Origin of the sequence: Streptomyces sp. NBC_00988 (assembly GCF_045162645.1) — a bacterium.
Classification (GTDB): domain Bacteria; phylum Actinomycetota; class Actinomycetes; order Streptomycetales; family Streptomycetaceae; genus Streptomyces.
In genome coordinates this window covers 10,994,773-11,011,491 of record NZ_CP108730.1, presented here as the reverse complement: position 1 = coordinate 11,011,491, position 16,719 = coordinate 10,994,773, and the positions used below count along the sequence as shown (strand labels likewise).

The window sequence follows — 16,719 nt, the reverse complement described above, 5'->3', positions numbered from 1 at the left end:
CTGAACGGACCTCAAGTGATCCACAATCCCGTCCTGCGCGGCTTCGAACCCGACCCGGTGATCCTGCGCGTCGGCGACGACCACTACATCGCCACGTCGACCTTCGAGTGGTACCCGGGTGTACGGCTCCACCACTCCCGGGACCTGGTCAACTGGCAGGCGCTGGGCGGGATCCTGGACAGCGAGCGGCTCCTGGACCTGACCGGCGTCCCCGACTCGGGAGGCGTCTGGGCGCCCGGACTGTCGTACGCCGACGGGCTGTTCCACCTGGTCTTCACCGTCGTGGACACGTACGCCGAGGGCTGGAAGGACCTGCCCAACTACGTGACAACGGCGCCCTCCGTCAAGGGACCGTGGTCCGACCCGGTGCCGCTGCACGGCCGCGGCTTCGACGTGTCGCTCTTCCACGACGAGGACGGGCGCAGTTGGCTGCTCAACATGCGGTTCGACTGGCGGCCGGGGCGGGAGTCGTTCGCCGGGATCGAGCTCCAGGAATACGACCGCGAGACCCGGCGACTGCTCGGCGAGCCCCGCACGATCTCCGTGGGCACCGCCGCCGGAGTCGCCGAGGGCCCGCATCTGTACCAACGGGACGGCTGGTACTACCTCGTGCACGCCGAGGGCGGCACCGGTTACGAACACGGCGCGGCCGTCGCCCGTTCCCGTGACCTCTTCGGCCCGTACGAATCCGACCCGTCCGGACCGTTTCTGACGTCCCGTCACGATCCGTCGCTGGCGCTGCAGAAGGCCGGACACTGCTCATTGGTCGAGACGTCGACCGGCGAGTGGTACGCGGCCCACATCGTCGCCCGCCCCTACGGCGAGCGGGGCCGCTGCGTGCTCGGCCGGGAGACCGCGCTGCAACCGGTGACCTGGACGGAGGACGGCTGGCCGCGCATCGCGGGCGGGGTCCCGGCCGTCACCGTGCCCGCACCCGGCCTGCCGCCGGTTCCGGTGCAACGGGAGCCGGCCACCGACCACTTCGACGTGCTCGGGCCCCAGTGGTCGACGCTGCGCCGCCCCGCGACCCCGGACTGGGCCGACCCGTCCCCCGGCCGCCTGCGGATCCACGGCGGCCAGTCCCCCGCCGGCCGCCGCACCCCCAGCCTCGTCGCCCGCCGCGTCACCGCACAGCACTGCACCTTCGAGACGGAACTGACCTTCGGTCCCCGCACCCCGGACCACCTGGCCGGCGTCACCGCCTGCTACAACACCCGCAACTGGCACTATCTGTACGTGACGGCGAACGACGACGGCAGCCCTCTGCTCACCGCCCTGAGCTGCACGGCCGGACACCTCACGGCACACCCGGTCGAGATCCCGCTCGAACCCACGCGCCCGGTCGTCCTGCGGACGGAACTCGACGGACCGGTCCTACGGTTCTCGTACGACACCGGCGACGGCCGCCGCACCCTGCCGCTCGAACTCGACGCCACCGTCCTCTCGGACGAACACGCCGACGAGTTCCACGACGGACAGTTGCGCGTCCTCGGCTTCACCGGCGCCATGCTGGGACTGTGGGTGCAGGACCTCGACGGCGCGGGTGTGTTCGCCGACTTCGCGTACGCCACCTACCGGGAGAACCACCAGTGAAGGACCTGGACCGCGTCCGACTCTTCCGCACCGATCTCGGCCCGGCCGCCGCGCCCGCCCTGCTCCTGGTGCACGGCTGGGGCGGCGACGGGAGGGAATGGTCGCGGCACGCCGAGGAACTGGCCGCGACGTTCCACGTCATCGTCCCCGACCTGCGCGGCCACGGGCGCTCCGAAGTGCCACGGGAAGGCAACACCCCGACGGAGATGGCCGACGACCTCGCCGCGCTGATCGACGCCCTCGGCACCGGACCCGTGGTCGCCGTCGGGCACTCCATGGGCGGACAGGTGGTCAACCTCCTCGCCGTCCGCCGTCCGGACACCGTACGGTCGGTCGTCGCGCTCGACCCGGCCCACGGCGCCCATGGAGCCGAGGTCGACGGAGTTCCCGGCCGACTGGCCGAGTACCGGGCGAACGGCGCCCGCGCCGCGGCCTCCTTCGTGGCCGGGGCCTTCGCGCCGGATGCCCCGGCCGGACTGCGCACGGCCCACGTCCGGACCACGCTCGGCACACCGGACCACGTCATCGCGCAGTCGTACGCGGGCATGTACACGGACCCCGGCGCCGTCGGCATCCGCCCGCACAGCGAGCAGTACCTACGCCGACGCCCCCAGCCCGCGCTGACAGTGTGGACGTCCGAGGAAGCCGCGACATGGGAACGCGGCACCCTGCATGTACCCGGCTCCCGGGTGGACCACTGGCCGGACACCGGTCACTACCTCCACGAGGAGCGGCCGGAGCACACGATCCGGCTCCTCAAGGAATGGGCGACGGAGACCTTCCGCGCACTGTGAGTGCTGGTGGCCGTGGTTCCGGTGGTGGTCACGTCAATGTGGCAGACGCCTGGGGAACTCATTGCCCGTCCGACAGGGATCCGAAATCGATCACTGTCCGATCCGACAATGCGCTGCGCCGGTTTGTCCGATGCACTGGTGCCATGCCTTTGACCGGGACCGGACTGCCCACCTGGGGCGCCTCCGACATACGAGCCGCCTGTCCGCCCCGCGCGGCCATCGACGCCCTGCGCCGCGCTCTGCGGGAGGGACTGGACCCGAGCAAGAGCCCTGCCCGGACTCACGCGTCTGTCAGTGCGGGGCAGCTGCTGCTCATGCCCGCCGAGTACGGCCGACCGGAGTCGCTTTGCGGATCACCGGAGCGTACGACACAGCGTGTTCGCCGCGGACCTCACGGCTGAGCGTCAGCGGGGCCGTTCGATGTCGTCGAGGGCGCCGGCGTCCGGTCCACGCGTACGCGTTGCCGTATGCGGCGGTCCCGGTCGTGGCCGTGGTGGGCGAGCATGGCGAGCCGGGCCGCTTCGGTGTCCTGGGTCCGGATGGCCTCGGTGATGGCGCGGTGTTCGGCCAAGGCGGCGGTGAAGGTGTCGGCGACTTCGGGGGTTCGCCAGGGCGCGCTCGTCTTCACCTGTGCGTCGAGGGTGCGGAGGAAGGCGACGACGGTTGCGTTGTGGGCGGCCTGGCGTACCGCGTCGTGCCAGTCGTTCAGGCTCCGCCGGATCTGTGCGGGCTCGTCCAGGGACTGGGCGTGGTCGAGGTGGGCGTCGAGGCGGACCATGTCGACCGGGCTGCGGCGCAGCGCCGCCGACTGGGCGGCCGTGGCGTCCAACACCGCCTGGATCTCGAAGAGTTCGAGCATCTCCTCGTCGGAGCGCAGGCGCAGCGCGAACCCGCGCCGGGTGGGTACCAGCAGCCCGTCCCGCTCCAGCAGTGCCAGCGCCTCGCGCACCGGTGTGCGGGAGACCGCGAACTCCTCGCTCAGCGCGAGCGGTACGAGCGAGGCGTCCGCCGGGTAGTACCCGGAGGTCAGCCGCTGCCTGAGGGTGTCGTAGATCGTGTCCCGTGTGCTCTTCATCCGCTTCCCTCAGGGCCGGTCGCCAACGGCAGTTCGGGGTGGGCTCGCCACTCGCCGAGCGAGCCGTCGTAGAGGACGACGTCGTCGATGCCGATCTCGCGGAGGGCGAGTGCCAGCCCGGCGGCGTTGATCGCTCCGCCGCAGTACAGGACCGTACCGGCTCCCTGGCGCAGGCCGTGCAACTGGGCCAGGTGGGCGGTGCGTTCGAGGTCGAGCGTGTGGTCCGGGGCGAGCAGGTCGGCGTAGGGCAGGTTCGTGGTGCGGGGGATGTGTCCGGAGCGGGCGCGGGCGGGGTCACCCAGGTACTCGGTGCCGCGCAGGGCACAGACGGCCGGGGTGGAGTCGTCGCCGTCGGCGATCAGGCGCATCCGGGCCAGGTCGGTGAAGTGTTCGCGGGCCGGGGCGGCGACGACGTCACCCGGTGGCAAAGGCTCCTCGCGGCCCTCGGTGACCGGCAGTTGGGCCGCCTCCCACGCGGTGAGCCCGCCGTCGAGGACCCGGACGTTCGTGATGCCCGCCGAGCGCAGCACCCACCACACGCGGGCGGCCCACGCCCCGGAAAGCCGGTCGTAGACGACGACGGTGGAGTCCTCGCGGATGCCGAGTTCGCGTGCGTGGGCGGCGATGCGGTCGCCCGACGGGCGGGTGAAGGGGAAAGGGGCGAAGGGATCGGAGAAGCCCGTGACGAGGTCGGCGAAGTGGGCGCCGGGGATGCGGCGTTCGGTGTGCAGGGCGAGTCCGGAGACGAAGACGGTGGTGCCGTCCGGGTCGGTGCGGCGGTCCACGGTGGCGTCGAGGAGGACGACGTCGGACAGGTGCCGGTGCAGCCAACTCGCGTCCACGAGTGCGGAGTCGGTCACGACCGGTCTCCCTCGGCCGGGCGGGCGCGGTGTCGCCATTCGCCCCGTTCGGGGCGGGCGAGGCCGAGGTTGTCGCGCAGGGTGCCGCCTGTGTAGGCGGTGCGCACCAGGCCACGACGGCGCAGCTCCGGTACGACGTGGTCGGCGAACTCCTCGAAGGCGGCGGGCACATGGGTGGCCTGGATCATGAAGCCGTCGGCCGCGCCGGCGTCGAGCCACTGTTCCATGGTGTCGGCGATGTCCGATGGCGAGCCGATCATGTCGCCCTCGGTGCGGGCGCCGTACCAGCGGCCGATCTCACGCACGCTGAGCTTCTCGCGTTCGGCGAACTCGACCACCTCGCGGTAGTGGCCCTCCACACCGACCTCCTCCAGGGAGGGGAGCGGACCGTCGAGGTCGTAGCGGGTGAGGTCCACGTTGACGTGGTAGGCGAGTCGCGACAACCCGGCTTCCGGGTGGACGAGTTGGGTGAACGCCTCGTGCTTGGCGAGCGCGTCCTTCAAGTCGGTGCCTACGACCGTGGTCGCGGCCGGGAGCACCTTGAGCTGCTCGGGGTCCCGACCGTGCGCGGCGGCACGGGACTTGACGTCGGCGTAGAAGGCGACGGCCGACTCCAGCGACTCGTGGCTGCAGAAGACGACGTCCGCCCAGCGGGCCGCGAAGTCCCGGCCGGCCGGGGAGGAGCCCGCCTGGATGATCACCGGGTAGCCCTGGGGCGGCCTCGGAACGCTCAACGGGCCGCGTACGCCGAAGCGTTCACCCCGGTGGTCCACGGCACGCACCCGGTCGGGCCGGCCGTAGATCCCGCTCTCCTTGTCGGCGACGATCGCGTCGTCGGCCCAGCTGTCCCAGAGCTGGGCGGTGACCTCCAGGAACTCCTCCGCCCGGTCGTAACGGGCCTGGCGGTCGGGGAGTTTGTCTTGGCCGAAGTTCTGGGCCTCGGCGTCCTGGAAGCTGGTGACCACGTTCCAGCCGGCCCGGCCGCCGAGGAGGTGGTCCAGGGTGGCCATGCCGCGGGCGACGTGGAACGGCTCCTGGTAGCCGGTCGACACGGTGGCGGCGACGCCGAGGTGCTGCGTCGCGGCGGCCATCAGCGTGATGACCGGGATCGGGTCCAGGCGCGGTGTGCCGGTCCCCCACGTGACGGCGGGGTCGAAGGAGTCCCCGAGGCTGCGCGGCACGGCCAGCGAGTCGGGGACGAACGCCATGTCGAAGCCGGCGCCCTCCAGGACACGGGCGATCCGGGTGTAGTGCGCGGCCGTGAGGAAGCCGTCACCGGCGTCGGGGTGGCGCCAGCCGACGGTTCCCTGGGGTCCCGCGTTGAGGAACGCGGCGAGGTGCAGGCGGGGGCCGGTGTGCGTGTCGTCGGTGGTCAAGTGGTGCTCCCTGAGGGGGGATTCGGCAGGCCGGCTCAGACGGCGAGCAGGGACAGCTCGTCGAGCAGGGCCACGGCGAAGGAGCCGGTACCGGTGGTGCGGGCACCGGCGCGTTCGGCGGCGACGGCGTAGGCCGCGTGCGCGACGACGGTGGCGGTCAGCGCGTCGGGTACGACGGCGAGCGCGCCCGCGATCAGCGCCCCGAGGCTGCATCCGGCGCCGGTCACCTGCGTCAGGCGTACGTCCCCGCCGGGCACGGCCACCGTGCGGGTGCCGTCGGTCAGGTAGTCGGTGGGACCGCTGACAGCGACGATCGCGCCGGTGCGTCGGGCGAGGTCCTCCACGACGCCGACGGCGTCCTCGGAGGAGAGGGTGGTCTCCACGCCCTTGCCGGTGCTGTCGCCGCCCGCGAGCGCGGTCAGTTCGCTGGCGTTGCCGCGGATGACGGTCGGCCGGTACTCCAGGAGGGACGCGACGAACGCGTCGTACTCCACTGCTCCCGCGCCGACCGCGACCGGGTCGAGCACCCAACGGGTCCCTGCCGCGTGGGCCGTGCGGGCCGCGGCGGCGACGGGTTCGGCGGGGTTGCTGATCAGGGCGGCCGTGTTGATCCAGACGGCACCGGCACCGGCCGGGAAGACGGTGGGGAAGTCGGCGGCGGCACCGATGGCGGGGCCCGCGCCGACGGCCAGCAGGACGTTCGCGCTGAGGTTGGCCGCGACGTAGTTGGTGAGGCCGTAGACGAACGGGGAACCGGTGCGGATGGCCGCGATGCCTTCGGCGACCGTGGGGTCTTCGTAGGTGATCTCTTCCATGGCGGTGCGTCTCCGAAGGAGTAGGAGGGAGGTCGGGGCCGATGCCGCGGCACGAGGTGTATGCAACTGTATGCAGCAGTGCCGGGGTCCCTCCAAGACCTGACGGACTCATTTCATGAAGGCGCAACATCCGGAGTCACCCGTCGCGCGGCCGGGGCCGCGCCTCTCCGTCAGTCCTTGACGGAGCCGGTGGCGAGGCCGCCCTGCCAGTAGCGCTGCAGAAGGAGGAATGCCGCGATGAGGGGGAGGACCGAGACGAGGGATCCGGTGATGACGATCGAGAAGAGGGCGTGGGCGCCGCCCAACCCGCTTGCCTGGGACTGCCATTGGGCGAGTCCGATGGTCACCGGGTACAGCTTCGGGTTGTTGAGCATGATCAGCGGCAGGAAGTAGTTGTTCCAGCTGCCCACGAGCTGGAAGAGCAGGACCGTGACGAATCCCGGCAGCATCAGCCGGAACCCCACCTGCCAGAAGGTGCGCAGCGCACCGGCGCCGTCCACCCGTGCGGCGTCGATGAGGGAGTCGGGCACCGCGCCCTCCGCGTACACCCGCATCAGGTAGATGCCGAAGGGGCTCAGCAGCATCGGGATGATCACCGCGAGCGGGGTGTTGACCAGGCCGATCTTGCTGAACAGCAGATACGTCGGGATGGTCAGCACCGTACTGGGCACCATGATCGAACCCAGCACGATGGAGAAGAGCAGATTGCGGCCCGGGAAGCGGAACTTGGCGAAGGCATAGCCGCCCAGCGCCGCCAGGAAGGCCGAGCCGACTGAGCTGATCCCGGCGTAGAGCGCGGTGTTGAGGAGCCACCGCCCGTAGATGCCGTCGTTGTAGGTGAAGACGTCGCGGAGGTTGCCGAAGAGGTGGAAGCCACCGCCGAACCACAGCCCGAACGTGGAGAAGAGGGACCCGTTGTCCTTGGTGGCGGAGACCGCGAGCCAGAACAGCGGCAGCAGGAAGTACACCAGGCACGCCAGCATCACCAGGGTGAGCAGATTGCTGCGGCGGGGCGTCGCGGAGGATGCCGAGGCGGGAGCGGTTTTGCTGGTCATGACCGGCGGGCCTTCCGTTGGGACGCGAGCTGGACGACGTAGGAGACGACCACGATCACCGCGCCGAGCAGGAAGGAGACGGCCGAGGAGTAGTTCACTTCCTGGTTGGTGAACACCAGCGTGTACGCGTACATGTTCGGGGTGTACGCGGTGTTGATGGCCTGCGGCGCGAGCGCGGACAGCAGCTTGGGCTCGTTGAAGAGCTGGAAGGTGCCGATCACCGAGAAGATCACGCTGAGCAGCAGCGCCGGCCGGATCGCGGGGATCTTGATGTACCAGGCGACCCGGAACGCGCCGGCGCCGTCCACGGCCGCCGCCTCGTACAGCGTGGGCGACACCGACTGCAGGGCGGCGAACATAATGATCATGTTGTAGCCGACGAACTCCCAGGTCACGATGTTGGCGAGGGAGGCGAGAATCCAGTGCGGGCTGAGGAATCCGGGGGTGCCCAGACCGACGTCCCGGGCCAGTTGGGCGAACGGGCCGAAGTCCGGGCCGTACAGGTAGCCCCACATGAGCGCGGCGATGACGCTCGGGATCGCGTACGGCACGAAGATGCCCAGGCGGATGAGGCGCGGGAAGCGCAGCCGGCCGCTGTCCAGCGCGAGGGCGAAGAGCAGCGAGGCGGCCAGCATGACCGGCACCTGGATGACCAGGAACCGCGCCATCCGCAGTACACCCTCCCGGAACAGCGGATCGTCCAGCGCCCGCCGGTAGTTGCCCAGTCCGGCGAAGACGTCGCCGCCGACCAGCTGCGACCGGAACAGGCTGAGATAGCCCGCGTAGCCGAGGGGGACCACGAGCAGCGCGGCGAACAGGATCATGAAGGGGGCGACGAACCCATAAGCGGTCAGCGCCTCGCGGGTGGAACTCCGCCACGGACGGCGGGACTTGGGGACGACCGGCGGCGGGACGCGACGCGCGGCCACGGGTGGGACGGTCTGGCTCATGTCGTACCTTCCCCCGGCCCCCGCGGACACCGGTGATGGCGTCCGTGGGGGCTCGGTGTGCTCCGGTCAGCTGCCACCGACGGTGAAGCCCTGTTGCTTGGCGTATGAGGTGACCGAGTTCTGCCATTGGGCCAGCGCGGCGGTGAGGTCCTGCTTGTTCGTGATCGCCTTGCCGACGGTGTCGTTGAAGTCGCTGAAGACGTAGTCCTGGACGGGGCTCCAGGTGAAGTCCGTGCTGACCGTCTTGGAGATGTCGGAGAAGACCTGGTTCACCTTCTGCCCGCCGAAGAACGGCAGCGAAGTGCTCAGGAAGCTCTGGTCGTTGAGCAGCGCCGTCGTGGCGGGGAAGAGCGACTGCTTGGCGGCCAGCATCTTCGTCGACGCGGGGTCGCTGTTGAGGAACTCCGCGAACGCCGCGGCGGCGGCAGGGTACTTGGTGCTCTTGACGACGGCGCTGGTGGAGCCGCCGGTGTTGCCCGAGGCGGACTCCCCCGCGGTCCACTGGGGCAGCGGGGCGACGCGCCACTTGCCGGACGTCCCCTTCGCGGTGCCCTGCAGGAACAACGGGCCCCAGGCGGCGGTGAGCCAGGTGGCGTACTTGCCACTCGCCAGGCCGCGGTACCACTGGTCGGTGAAGTCGGGGTCGGTGGAGACCGCGCCCGACTTGACCAGGCCGCTCCAGTAGTCGCTCACCTTCTTGGCGGGCGCGTCGGCGATGTTCACGTCGAAGCTCGTCGCCGAGTTGGTCTTGAACGGACGCGATCCCGCCTGCCAGAGCAGACCGGTGTAGGACGCGCCGTTGCTCGGCGACACGTTGGTCAGATACGCCTTCGGGTCGGCCTTGTGGAGCTTCTCGGCCGCCGTCGCGAACTCCGCCCAGGTCGTGGGGACTTGGATGTGGTACTTGTCGAAGAGATCCTTGCGGTACAGCATGCCCATCGGACCGGTGTCCTGCGGGATGGCGTACACCGAGGAGCCCTGCGAGACCTGACTCCACGCCCAGGACACGAACTTGCTCTTGACGCTGTTCGCGCCGTACGGGGCCAGGTCGAGCAGGCTCTTGGTGATGGTGAAGGAGGAGACCTCGTGGGCCTCCAGCTGTACGACGTCGGGGGCCCCGCTGCCCGCCTTCAGCGCGGTACGCAGCTTGGGGTACTCGGCGGCGGGCTGGCCGGCGTTGACCACCTTGACCTTGATGTTGGGGTACTTCTTCTCGAAGAGACCGACCTCGGACTGGATGCCGTCCACCCAGCTCCAGAACTCGATCGTGGCCGGCTTCTTCAACTCGGCTGCCATGTCGACGGACTTGGTGCCGTTGCCGGACCCGGCCGTCGAGCCGCCGGAGCAGGCGGTCAGCACGAGCAGGGCGAGCCCACCCGCGGCTGTGGCGAGCAGGCGTGAACGCCTGCCCCTTGTCGGAGACCTCATCGTCTCTCCTCCTGTCTGTTCCCGGTGATCCCGGTGTCCCGCTCGACGAGCACCCGGACATCCCAAGCTCCGAGTGAAAACTCCGATCCGGCTTCGAGCGCTTCGCCGGAAAGCAGATCCGTTGCGGGCACGGGCAGCCGCACGGGCGCCGTCTCCCACGACCAGTTGCTGACGAACCGCAGCCGCCGTCCGTCGGCCGCGCGGGCCCCGGTCACGGTCACCGAGGCGGGCCGGGCATGCCACGGGTCCTCGGGCAGGGTCGTCTCAGCGACCCAGCGGGCCAGTCGGCTCGCCAGCGCGGCATCGGGCAGGGTGCCGAGATAGGTGACCCGGCCACTCCCGTGCTCGTTCGTGACGGCGGCGGGCCAGCGGCCCAGGTGCGGATGGTCGTACATGGCCAGCGGCTTGGCGGTGTCCGGTACGAGGGCGTCCGCCCAGGCCGTCGCCCGGCCGTCGAACCCCCCGTCCGGTCCCGTCACGCGCACCGGCTCGGCGAGGTTGGTGTACTCCAGGTAGTGCGCCCCGACGGCCTCGCGCAGCACACCGGGCATGACCCGCGGGCGCGGCCTGGCCTCCTCGTCGGCGTACCCGGAGCGGAACGTGAGGAGCAGGTGGCCGCCATGGCGTGCGTACTGCTCCAGCAACTCAAGGAGTTCGTCGCTCGCCACATACAGGGCGGGCACCACCAGCACCGGCCAACGGGCGGCGAGCGCGGCGGCGTCGGTGCCGAGTTGCCGCGGGCTCAGTACGGCGGCCTGGAGCCCGGCGTCGAACAGGCCCTGGTGCAGGGTCGCGACGACACGGTCGTACGCCGACCGGTCCGGGTCGCCGCTGGTTCCGGCGGCGATGGGCGGCTGGAACTCCAGCGCCCACTTGCTCTCCAGTGAGTACAGGATCGCGACGTCGGCGTCCGGCTCAAGACCGGCCAACGTCTCCCCGGCTTGCCGTAGTTCGGCGCCGGTGCGGCTCAACTCCCCGTAGCAGCGGCCGGGTTGGAGGCTGTGCCCGAGGACTCCGCCCCAGTGCGTCTCCAGGCCGAAGTGCAGGGTGTGCCAGTGCCAGTACTCGACCGCCGAGGCCCCGCGGGCCACCATCGCCCACACCGCCTGGCGCCACTGGCCGTCGTACGCCGGGTAGTTGACGTGCGACTCGCCGATCGACTGGGCGTGCGTCTCGGTGACGAGGAAGGGCTCGCGGCGTATCCCGTACGACAGGTCGGACTTGAGGTACAGCGCCCAGGCACCGGACCAGGGCAGCCACCACGGGCGGCCGACCGCCGACGGGTCCTCCGGGGCCGGGTGCCGCAGTCCGTCCTGCATCGGGAAGTAGATGTTGGTGGCGGCCACGTCCAACTCCCGCCCGAGCGCCACCTCGTCGAGGGCTTTGCGGCCCAGGTCGACGCAGGTCGTGACGAAGTGTCCGGGGGCCGCGAGTTCCCGTACGATCCGGGCCTGCCAGCCGATGAAGTCGGTGGTCAGGTCCGCCTGGTAGCGGCGCCAGGCCAGGTCGTACGACGGGGTGGTGTTGCCGTCGGGCGTCCACAGCTGCGACCACTCGCTGATGCGGTGCGACCAATAGGTCAGGCCCCAGCGGTCGTTGAGGGTCCCGACGTCGCCGTAGGTGGTCCGGAGGTGGTCGACGAAGCCCTGGAAGACGGCGGGGTTGTGGAGGATCTCCATCCCGGGCTCGTTGTCCACCTGCCAGCCGATGACCGCCGGATGGTCGGCGTAGCGCGGGACGATCTTCCTGATGACGCGTTCGGCGAGATACCGGAAGGCCGGGTGGCTGAAGTCCGCGTCCTGCCTGCCGCCGTACGGGGCTGGTCGGCCGGTGGCGCGGTGTGCCGCGGTCTCCGGGTACTTGCGGCGCAGCCACGGCGGGACGGCGTAGGTGGGCGTCCCGATGATGACCGAGATGTCCCTGGCGTGGGCCTCGTCCAACACCGGCTGCAGCCAGTCGAGTTCGAAGCGGCCGTCCTCGGGCTCCCAGGTGGACCAGACGGATTCGCCGACGCGGATGACCGAGAATCCGGCCTCGGCCATGAGGTCCAGATCGGTGGCCAGCCGTTCGTACGGCTGGTACTCGGCATAGTAGGCGGCGCCGAAGAGAATACGTCGAGGAAGATCGTTAACGTTAACATTTTTGGATGCACGTGAGTTCATGAGTGTCGGCTCCCCCGCGTCAGTTCCGGGCCGCCGGGCCCGTGCTGGCACGTACGACGAGTTCGGGCTCGACCACGGTCAGGCCGTCCCGCACCGCGGTGCCCTCGATCTGGTCCACGAGCAGGTCGAGGGCGAGCCGACCCGCCTCGTCGAAGTCCTGCCGCACCGTGGTCAGCGGCGGCCAGAAGTACGCGGCCTCCGGGATGTCGTCGAAGCCGACCAGACTCACGTCGCCGGGCACGTCGAGACCGGCCTCGCGCAGCGCGAGGAGTACCCCGAGGGCCATCTGGTCGTTGGCGGCGAAGATCGCGGTGACGTCCTTGCGGCGCACCAGGCGCCGGCCCTGCTCGTAGCCCGACCGCGCGGTCCAGTCCCCGCGCAGCGGCGCCGGCGCCTTGCGTCCCGCCTCGGTCAGGGTGGTGCGCCAGGCGGTCTCACGGGCCTGCGCCGACGGCCAGTCCACGGGGCCCGCGACGTGCCACACGGTCCGGTGACCCAGCGACAGCAGGTGTTCGGTGGCCTGCCGGGCGCCCGCGTGCTGGGCGATGCCGACCACCGGGGCGGACTCCTGCTCGATGTCGACGTCCACCACGACCACCGGGGTCCCCTTGGTCAGGTGCGGCAGCGCCCCCGCCGCCCAGTCGTGCGGGGCGGCCAGGATGACCCCGGCGAGCGACTCCGACATCAGGTCACGCATGACCTCCTCGCCCGAGTTCTGGCCGGTGGACTCCAGTGTGGTGACCCGTACGGTGTAACCCGCGTCGCGGGCCGCCTGCTCGATGCCGAACAGCGTGGTCGCCGGGCCGTACAGCCTGGTGTCGAAGCCGACCACGCCCAGCACCCGTGACCTGCCGGTCACCAGCGCCCGCGCCATGCTGTTGGGCCGGTAGCCCAGCTCCGCCACGGCGGCCAACACCCGTGCCCGGGTGCTCTCTTTGACCCCGGCGTGCTCGTTGAGCACCCGCGACACGGTCATCGCCGACACCTCCGCCAGCCGGGCCACGTCGCCGAGGACCGCGGGGCGTCCGCCCCGGTCAGTTGACGACGTCATAGGGCATCACTTGGAGATCGCTCCCTAGTTTCTGTGGTGTTGCGCTGGACGTTAACGTTAACAAGACCGCCGATTCAAGACCCTTGCGGCGGAAAATCACCTGCCGCACTTCACGGCCGCCATCGACGCGCACCCAGCCTCCCCCGCGACCCGCCCGCCAAGCACACCCGGCTGCGCGAGGACCGGCCCCTCGTCAAGGTGCGCTTCCGCAACGGCTCGACAGGCTGGATCGTCACCCGCTTCGAGGAGGGCAGCCAGGTCTTCAGTGACCCGCGGCTGAGCACGGCGCCTAACGCCGGCTGCTCACCGGTCGCTTCACCCCGAGGTGCGCGACAAGGGCGCCCACCGGCTGATCGACCACATCACCGGGCTGGTCGCCGACAAGCGCCGCACCGGCGCCACGGAAGGCGCGACCCCGCGCCATCCAGGACCCCGACACCCTGGACATCGACCGCAGGATGATCCGCCACATGGGTTTCGGTCACGGCGTCCACGCCTGCCTCGGTCAGAATGTCGCCCGCGCCGAGCTGAAGACCGTCCTGCCCAAGCTCTTCCAACGCCTTCCGAACCTGCGGCTCGCCACGCCGCTGGAAGAGGTCCCGATGGACTTCACCGGCACCGACTAGGGCGTCCGTAGGCTCATGGTCACTCGTTGACCATTGACACATCGATGAGGTCAGCGCAGGGTCAGCCGGTACGTCGTCCGCGTGCGGCCGGTGATCAGGACGCGGATGCCGTCCGGGGTGAGGGAGCCGCCGAGCCAGGCGTAGCGTTCGCCCGGGTCGACGACCGGTGGCTGCCGGCCGCCCTTGCCGTTTCCGGGACCGAAGACGATGCGGTCCTCCCCCACGGTGTACGCGGCTTCGCCGTGGACCAGGTGATACGTGTCGTCGGAGAGCCGCTCCACGCCGTCGCCGGTCAGTTCGCCCCCGGGCCGGAGGCACAGCTCCAGCGCGAACGGCACATCGGCCCCGGTCTGGGAGCAGGCCATGTCCCAGCCGAAGCCCGGCACCTCCCGGAGCAGGATCTCCGTACGGAGCGTCCGGTACTCCCGCTCGCGGTGCGGGAAGTCCATCGCCGACCAGAAGCGGCCGTCGTCGGTGAGCGGGTAGCCGCCGCCCTGCCGACGGTGGCCGGGCGGGAGCGGCTGGTGGTAGGCGCCGCGCACCTCGGCGTGCAGCCGCCATCCGTCCGCGTCGCGCTCCAGTCCCTCGGCGCGGAAGTGGCCGAGGGAGAAGAACCGGGGTGCCAGCCGCAGGGAGTCGAGGATCGCCGCGCCCTTGCGCATCCTGAAGAACGTCGGGTTGGTGGACAAGCCCGAGGAGATGGCCCGGACCTCGGGGAAGTCCGTGCCGCCGAAGACGGTCGCGGTGTTCCGGCCGTGGCGTGCGCGGACCAGCCGGCAACTGTCGTCATGGTGCTCGAAGTCCGTGGGCAGAGCGGCGGGTTCAGGGAGATGGCGGGCCAGTTCGGGACGGTCCAGCACCTCGGCGAGCCGGTCGCCGGCCGGGGTCTCGCCGAAGGTCTGGTCCGTGCCGCGTTCACCCAGGAACGCGGCCACCGCGGCGAACCGGCCGTCACCGTCACGGACCGCCAACTCCCGGTACTGGAGCCAGAATTCGGGAAGGTGACGCAGCGCGGTCTGGTCCTGGCGCCGTGAATGGACGCTCTCCACCTCGCCGTTGGGCTCGACGAGGTACAGGCCGGCGGTGAGATTGGCCCGTACGTTCGCGTAGAGGTCCTCGCGTCCGTGGAGGCGGGCGATCGTCAGCAGGGCCGGGTTGGTGACGGCCGCGGCGTAGTTGGGGCTGCGCTCGCTGTACTCGCCGCCCGGCAACTGGTCGATGCCCTCGGCGAGCCAGGCGTCGATCCGGCGGACGTATGACGGGTCGGGCCACTGGGCGTGGACGCGGGCGAGGGCCGCGCAGACCAGCCAGCGGTGGTTCGCCGTGTGGACACCGCCGGTCGCGAGCCCGGGACCCGCCGCGCGGAGAATCCGCCCGACCGTGCTCCGCAGCCGCTCGGTGGACGGGTGCGCGTCCTGGTCGAGAAGGCCCCACGCCAGGGCGAGGTCGACGACGGAGAACGCGGTGTCCGGCGGGGAGTGGGCGCCTCCCTGGTCCCACAGGCCGTCCTCGAACTGCTCCTCGGCGAGGGCCTCCGCCAGTTCTTCGAGCGGGGTGAGCAGGGTGCTGTCGTGGTGGTACGCCGAGCCGTCGTACACGTGGACGGAGGTGAGGGTGCGCAGTGAGCGGGCGGCGGCGCGTGCCTTGCCCAGGTCTCGGAGCTGGGTGAGGTCGCCGGCGTGGCTTTTCAGGATGTCCGTCGCGCGGGCGTCGGCGGCGGCACCGAGGAAGGCGAGGAAGTGCTGGTCGTTCCGGTTGTCGGTGGGGTCGACCGATTCGACGCGGTGACGGGGCTGGTCCGGGGTCATGCTCGACGCTCCTCGGGCAGTGCTGGGGGAAGCCGCTTCGGGCCATGGGATGGGCGATCTTGATTGACGCCCGTGAGCAGGGGTGTCAACCTCGGCACGTGCAGGTGACGATTCGAGATGTGGCGAGGACGGCCGGGGTCTCCCCGTCCACCGTGTCCCGGGCGCTGTCGCCCGACGGCACGGTGAGCGAGAGCACGCGTGAGCGGGTACGGGCCGCCGCCGACCGGCTCGGCTACCAGCCCAACCGTGCGGCGCAGGGCCTGATCACCGGTCGTACGGGCCACCTGGGGGTGATCGTCCCGGACCTGCTCAACCCGTTCTTCGCGGACATCTGCAAGGGCGTGCAGGCCCGCGCCCGAGGCCTCGGCCACGCGGTGTTCATCAGCGACTCCGAGCGCGACGAGGGCCTGGAGCTGGACGCGATCCGCACGCTCGGCCCGGAGGTCGACGGCATCGTGCTGTGCGCCCCCCACCTGAGCAGCGAGGAACTGGCCGCGCTGGACCAGGTCACCATGAAGCCGATCGTGTTGCTGCACCGCAAGGAGCCCGGCTTCGCGAGTGTCACGGCGGACATGGTGGAGGGGATGACCGACGCCCTGACCCATCTGCACGCGCTCGGCCACCGCCGGATCGCCTACGTGGGTGGCCCGCGCTCCACCTGGACGGCGCAGGAGCGGGCGGCCGGGATCAAGGCGATGGAGGACTCGGGCAAGGTCGAGATCATCCACGTGGGAAGTGTGGCCCCGCACTTCGACGGCGGGATCACGGGGGCCGCCGATGTGGTGCTGGCCAGCGGGGCGAGCGCGGTGGTGGCCTTCAACGACATCGTCGCGTTCGGGCTGATCAGCCGCTTCACCGCGCGCGGGGTGCGGGTGCCGGACGAGATGAGCGTGGTCGGCTGCGACGACATCGCCCTGTCGGGTATGGCCGCGCCCCCGCTGACGACGGTCTCGGTACCCAAGGCGCATGCCGCGCGGGCCGCGGTCGACCTGCTGTTCCGCATCCTGGGCACGCCCGCCGGCGAGGGGGCGGAACCACAGCAGCGGGTGCTGCCGACGCACTTGGTCGTACGGGGTTCGACAGCGGCGATCGAGCGGCGCTGAGCGGCTCTGTCCGGTGCGTGGTG

General features: G+C 70.7%; 14 protein-coding genes. 4 read left to right on the top strand and 10 right to left on the bottom strand.

All coding sequences use genetic code 11. The annotated features are described in order from the left end of the window. The first annotated feature begins 15 nt into the window (after nt 1-15). Complete coding sequence (locus tag OG496_RS49670; protein WP_405975616.1) at nt 16-1,593, top strand: glycoside hydrolase family 43 protein; 1,578 nt, start codon at nt 16-18, stop codon at nt 1,591-1,593. Next, nucleotides 1,590-2,387 carry an alpha/beta fold hydrolase gene (locus OG496_RS49665; RefSeq protein ID WP_405975615.1) on the top strand — a complete coding sequence of 266 codons (798 nt, stop codon included), beginning with the start codon at nt 1,590-1,592 and terminating at the stop codon, nt 2,385-2,387. Before OG496_RS49670 ends, OG496_RS49665 begins: the two co-directional genes overlap by 4 nt. A 391-nt stretch (nt 2,388-2,778) precedes the next feature. Here OG496_RS49665 and OG496_RS49660 read toward each other — a convergent pair whose 3' ends face one another. From OG496_RS49660 to OG496_RS49620, 9 genes are all read right to left on the bottom strand, one after another. Further along, nucleotides 2,779-3,462, bottom strand: coding sequence for a GntR family transcriptional regulator (locus OG496_RS49660; RefSeq protein ID WP_405975614.1), 684 nt, complete (start codon nt 3,460-3,462; stop codon nt 2,779-2,781). Beyond that, nucleotides 3,459-4,322 carry a sulfurtransferase gene (locus OG496_RS49655; protein WP_405975613.1) on the bottom strand — a complete coding sequence of 288 codons (864 nt, stop codon included), beginning with the start codon at nt 4,320-4,322 and terminating at the stop codon, nt 3,459-3,461. The genes OG496_RS49660 and OG496_RS49655 overlap by 4 nt, the downstream gene beginning before the upstream one ends. After that, nucleotides 4,319-5,698 (bottom strand): LLM class flavin-dependent oxidoreductase, encoded by a 1,380-nt coding sequence (locus OG496_RS49650; protein WP_405975612.1) that lies wholly within the window; start codon nt 5,696-5,698, stop codon nt 4,319-4,321. Before OG496_RS49650 ends, OG496_RS49655 begins: the two co-directional genes overlap by 4 nt. Nucleotides 5,699-5,733: 35 nt before the next feature. After that, a complete protein-coding gene (locus OG496_RS49645) occupies nt 5,734-6,513 on the bottom strand; it encodes a hydroxyethylthiazole kinase (RefSeq protein ID WP_405975611.1) in 780 nt (259 codons plus the stop codon). A gap of 170 nt (nt 6,514-6,683) precedes the next feature. After that, complete coding sequence (locus OG496_RS49640; RefSeq protein WP_405975610.1) at nt 6,684-7,568, bottom strand: carbohydrate ABC transporter permease; 885 nt, start codon at nt 7,566-7,568, stop codon at nt 6,684-6,686. Next, nucleotides 7,565-8,518, bottom strand: coding sequence for a carbohydrate ABC transporter permease (locus OG496_RS49635; protein ID WP_405975609.1), 954 nt, complete (start codon nt 8,516-8,518; stop codon nt 7,565-7,567). The genes OG496_RS49640 and OG496_RS49635 overlap by 4 nt, the downstream gene beginning before the upstream one ends. A gap of 66 nt (nt 8,519-8,584) precedes the next feature. Further along, entirely contained in the window at nt 8,585-9,946 is a 1,362-nt protein-coding gene (locus OG496_RS49630; protein WP_405975608.1) for an ABC transporter substrate-binding protein, read from the bottom strand. Continuing rightward, nucleotides 9,943-12,108 carry a beta-galactosidase gene (locus tag OG496_RS49625; RefSeq protein WP_405975607.1) on the bottom strand — a complete coding sequence of 722 codons (2,166 nt, stop codon included), beginning with the start codon at nt 12,106-12,108 and terminating at the stop codon, nt 9,943-9,945. The genes OG496_RS49630 and OG496_RS49625 overlap by 4 nt, the downstream gene beginning before the upstream one ends. A gap of 19 nt (nt 12,109-12,127) precedes the next feature. Further along, nucleotides 12,128-13,159 (bottom strand): LacI family DNA-binding transcriptional regulator, encoded by a 1,032-nt coding sequence (locus OG496_RS49620; RefSeq protein WP_405975606.1) that lies wholly within the window; start codon nt 13,157-13,159, stop codon nt 12,128-12,130. Between the two features lie 470 nt (nt 13,160-13,629). On the opposite strand from OG496_RS49620, the gene OG496_RS49615 reads away from it, so the two are divergent. Then, a complete protein-coding gene (locus OG496_RS49615; protein ID WP_405975605.1) occupies nt 13,630-13,785 on the top strand; it encodes a cytochrome P450 in 156 nt (51 codons plus the stop codon). 50 nt (nt 13,786-13,835) lie between these two features. On the opposite strand, the gene OG496_RS49610 is transcribed toward OG496_RS49615, so the two are convergent. Further along, complete coding sequence (locus tag OG496_RS49610; protein ID WP_405975604.1) at nt 13,836-15,593, bottom strand: hypothetical protein; 1,758 nt, start codon at nt 15,591-15,593, stop codon at nt 13,836-13,838. A gap of 119 nt (nt 15,594-15,712) precedes the next feature. Here OG496_RS49610 and OG496_RS49605 point away from each other — a divergent pair, with 119 nt between their 5' ends. Further along, entirely contained in the window at nt 15,713-16,696 is a 984-nt protein-coding gene (locus OG496_RS49605) for a LacI family DNA-binding transcriptional regulator (RefSeq protein WP_366491487.1), read from the top strand. Nucleotides 16,697-16,719: the final 23 nt, after the last annotated feature.

What these genes read in the sequence shown, in the direction of transcription:
- OG496_RS49660 (WP_405975614.1), bottom strand. Translation starts at nt 3,462, where the DNA reads ATGAAGAGCACACGGGACACGATCTACGACACCCTCAGGCAGCGGCTG.
- OG496_RS49625 (WP_405975607.1), bottom strand. Translation starts at nt 12,108, where the DNA reads ATGAACTCACGTGCATCCAAAAATGTTAACGTTAACGATCTTCCTCGA.
- OG496_RS49640 (WP_405975610.1), bottom strand. Translation starts at nt 7,568, where the DNA reads ATGACCAGCAAAACCGCTCCCGCCTCGGCATCCTCCGCGACGCCCCGC.
- OG496_RS49620 (WP_405975606.1), bottom strand. Translation starts at nt 13,159, where the DNA reads ATGACGTCGTCAACTGACCGGGGCGGACGCCCCGCGGTCCTCGGCGAC.
- OG496_RS49630 (WP_405975608.1), bottom strand. Translation starts at nt 9,946, where the DNA reads ATGAGGTCTCCGACAAGGGGCAGGCGTTCACGCCTGCTCGCCACAGCC.
- OG496_RS49645 (WP_405975611.1), bottom strand. Translation starts at nt 6,513, where the DNA reads ATGGAAGAGATCACCTACGAAGACCCCACGGTCGCCGAAGGCATCGCG.
- OG496_RS49615 (WP_405975605.1), top strand. Translation starts at nt 13,630, where the DNA reads ATGGGTTTCGGTCACGGCGTCCACGCCTGCCTCGGTCAGAATGTCGCC.
- OG496_RS49635 (WP_405975609.1), bottom strand. Translation starts at nt 8,518, where the DNA reads ATGAGCCAGACCGTCCCACCCGTGGCCGCGCGTCGCGTCCCGCCGCCG.
- OG496_RS49610 (WP_405975604.1), bottom strand. Translation starts at nt 15,593, where the DNA reads ATGACCCCGGACCAGCCCCGTCACCGCGTCGAATCGGTCGACCCCACC.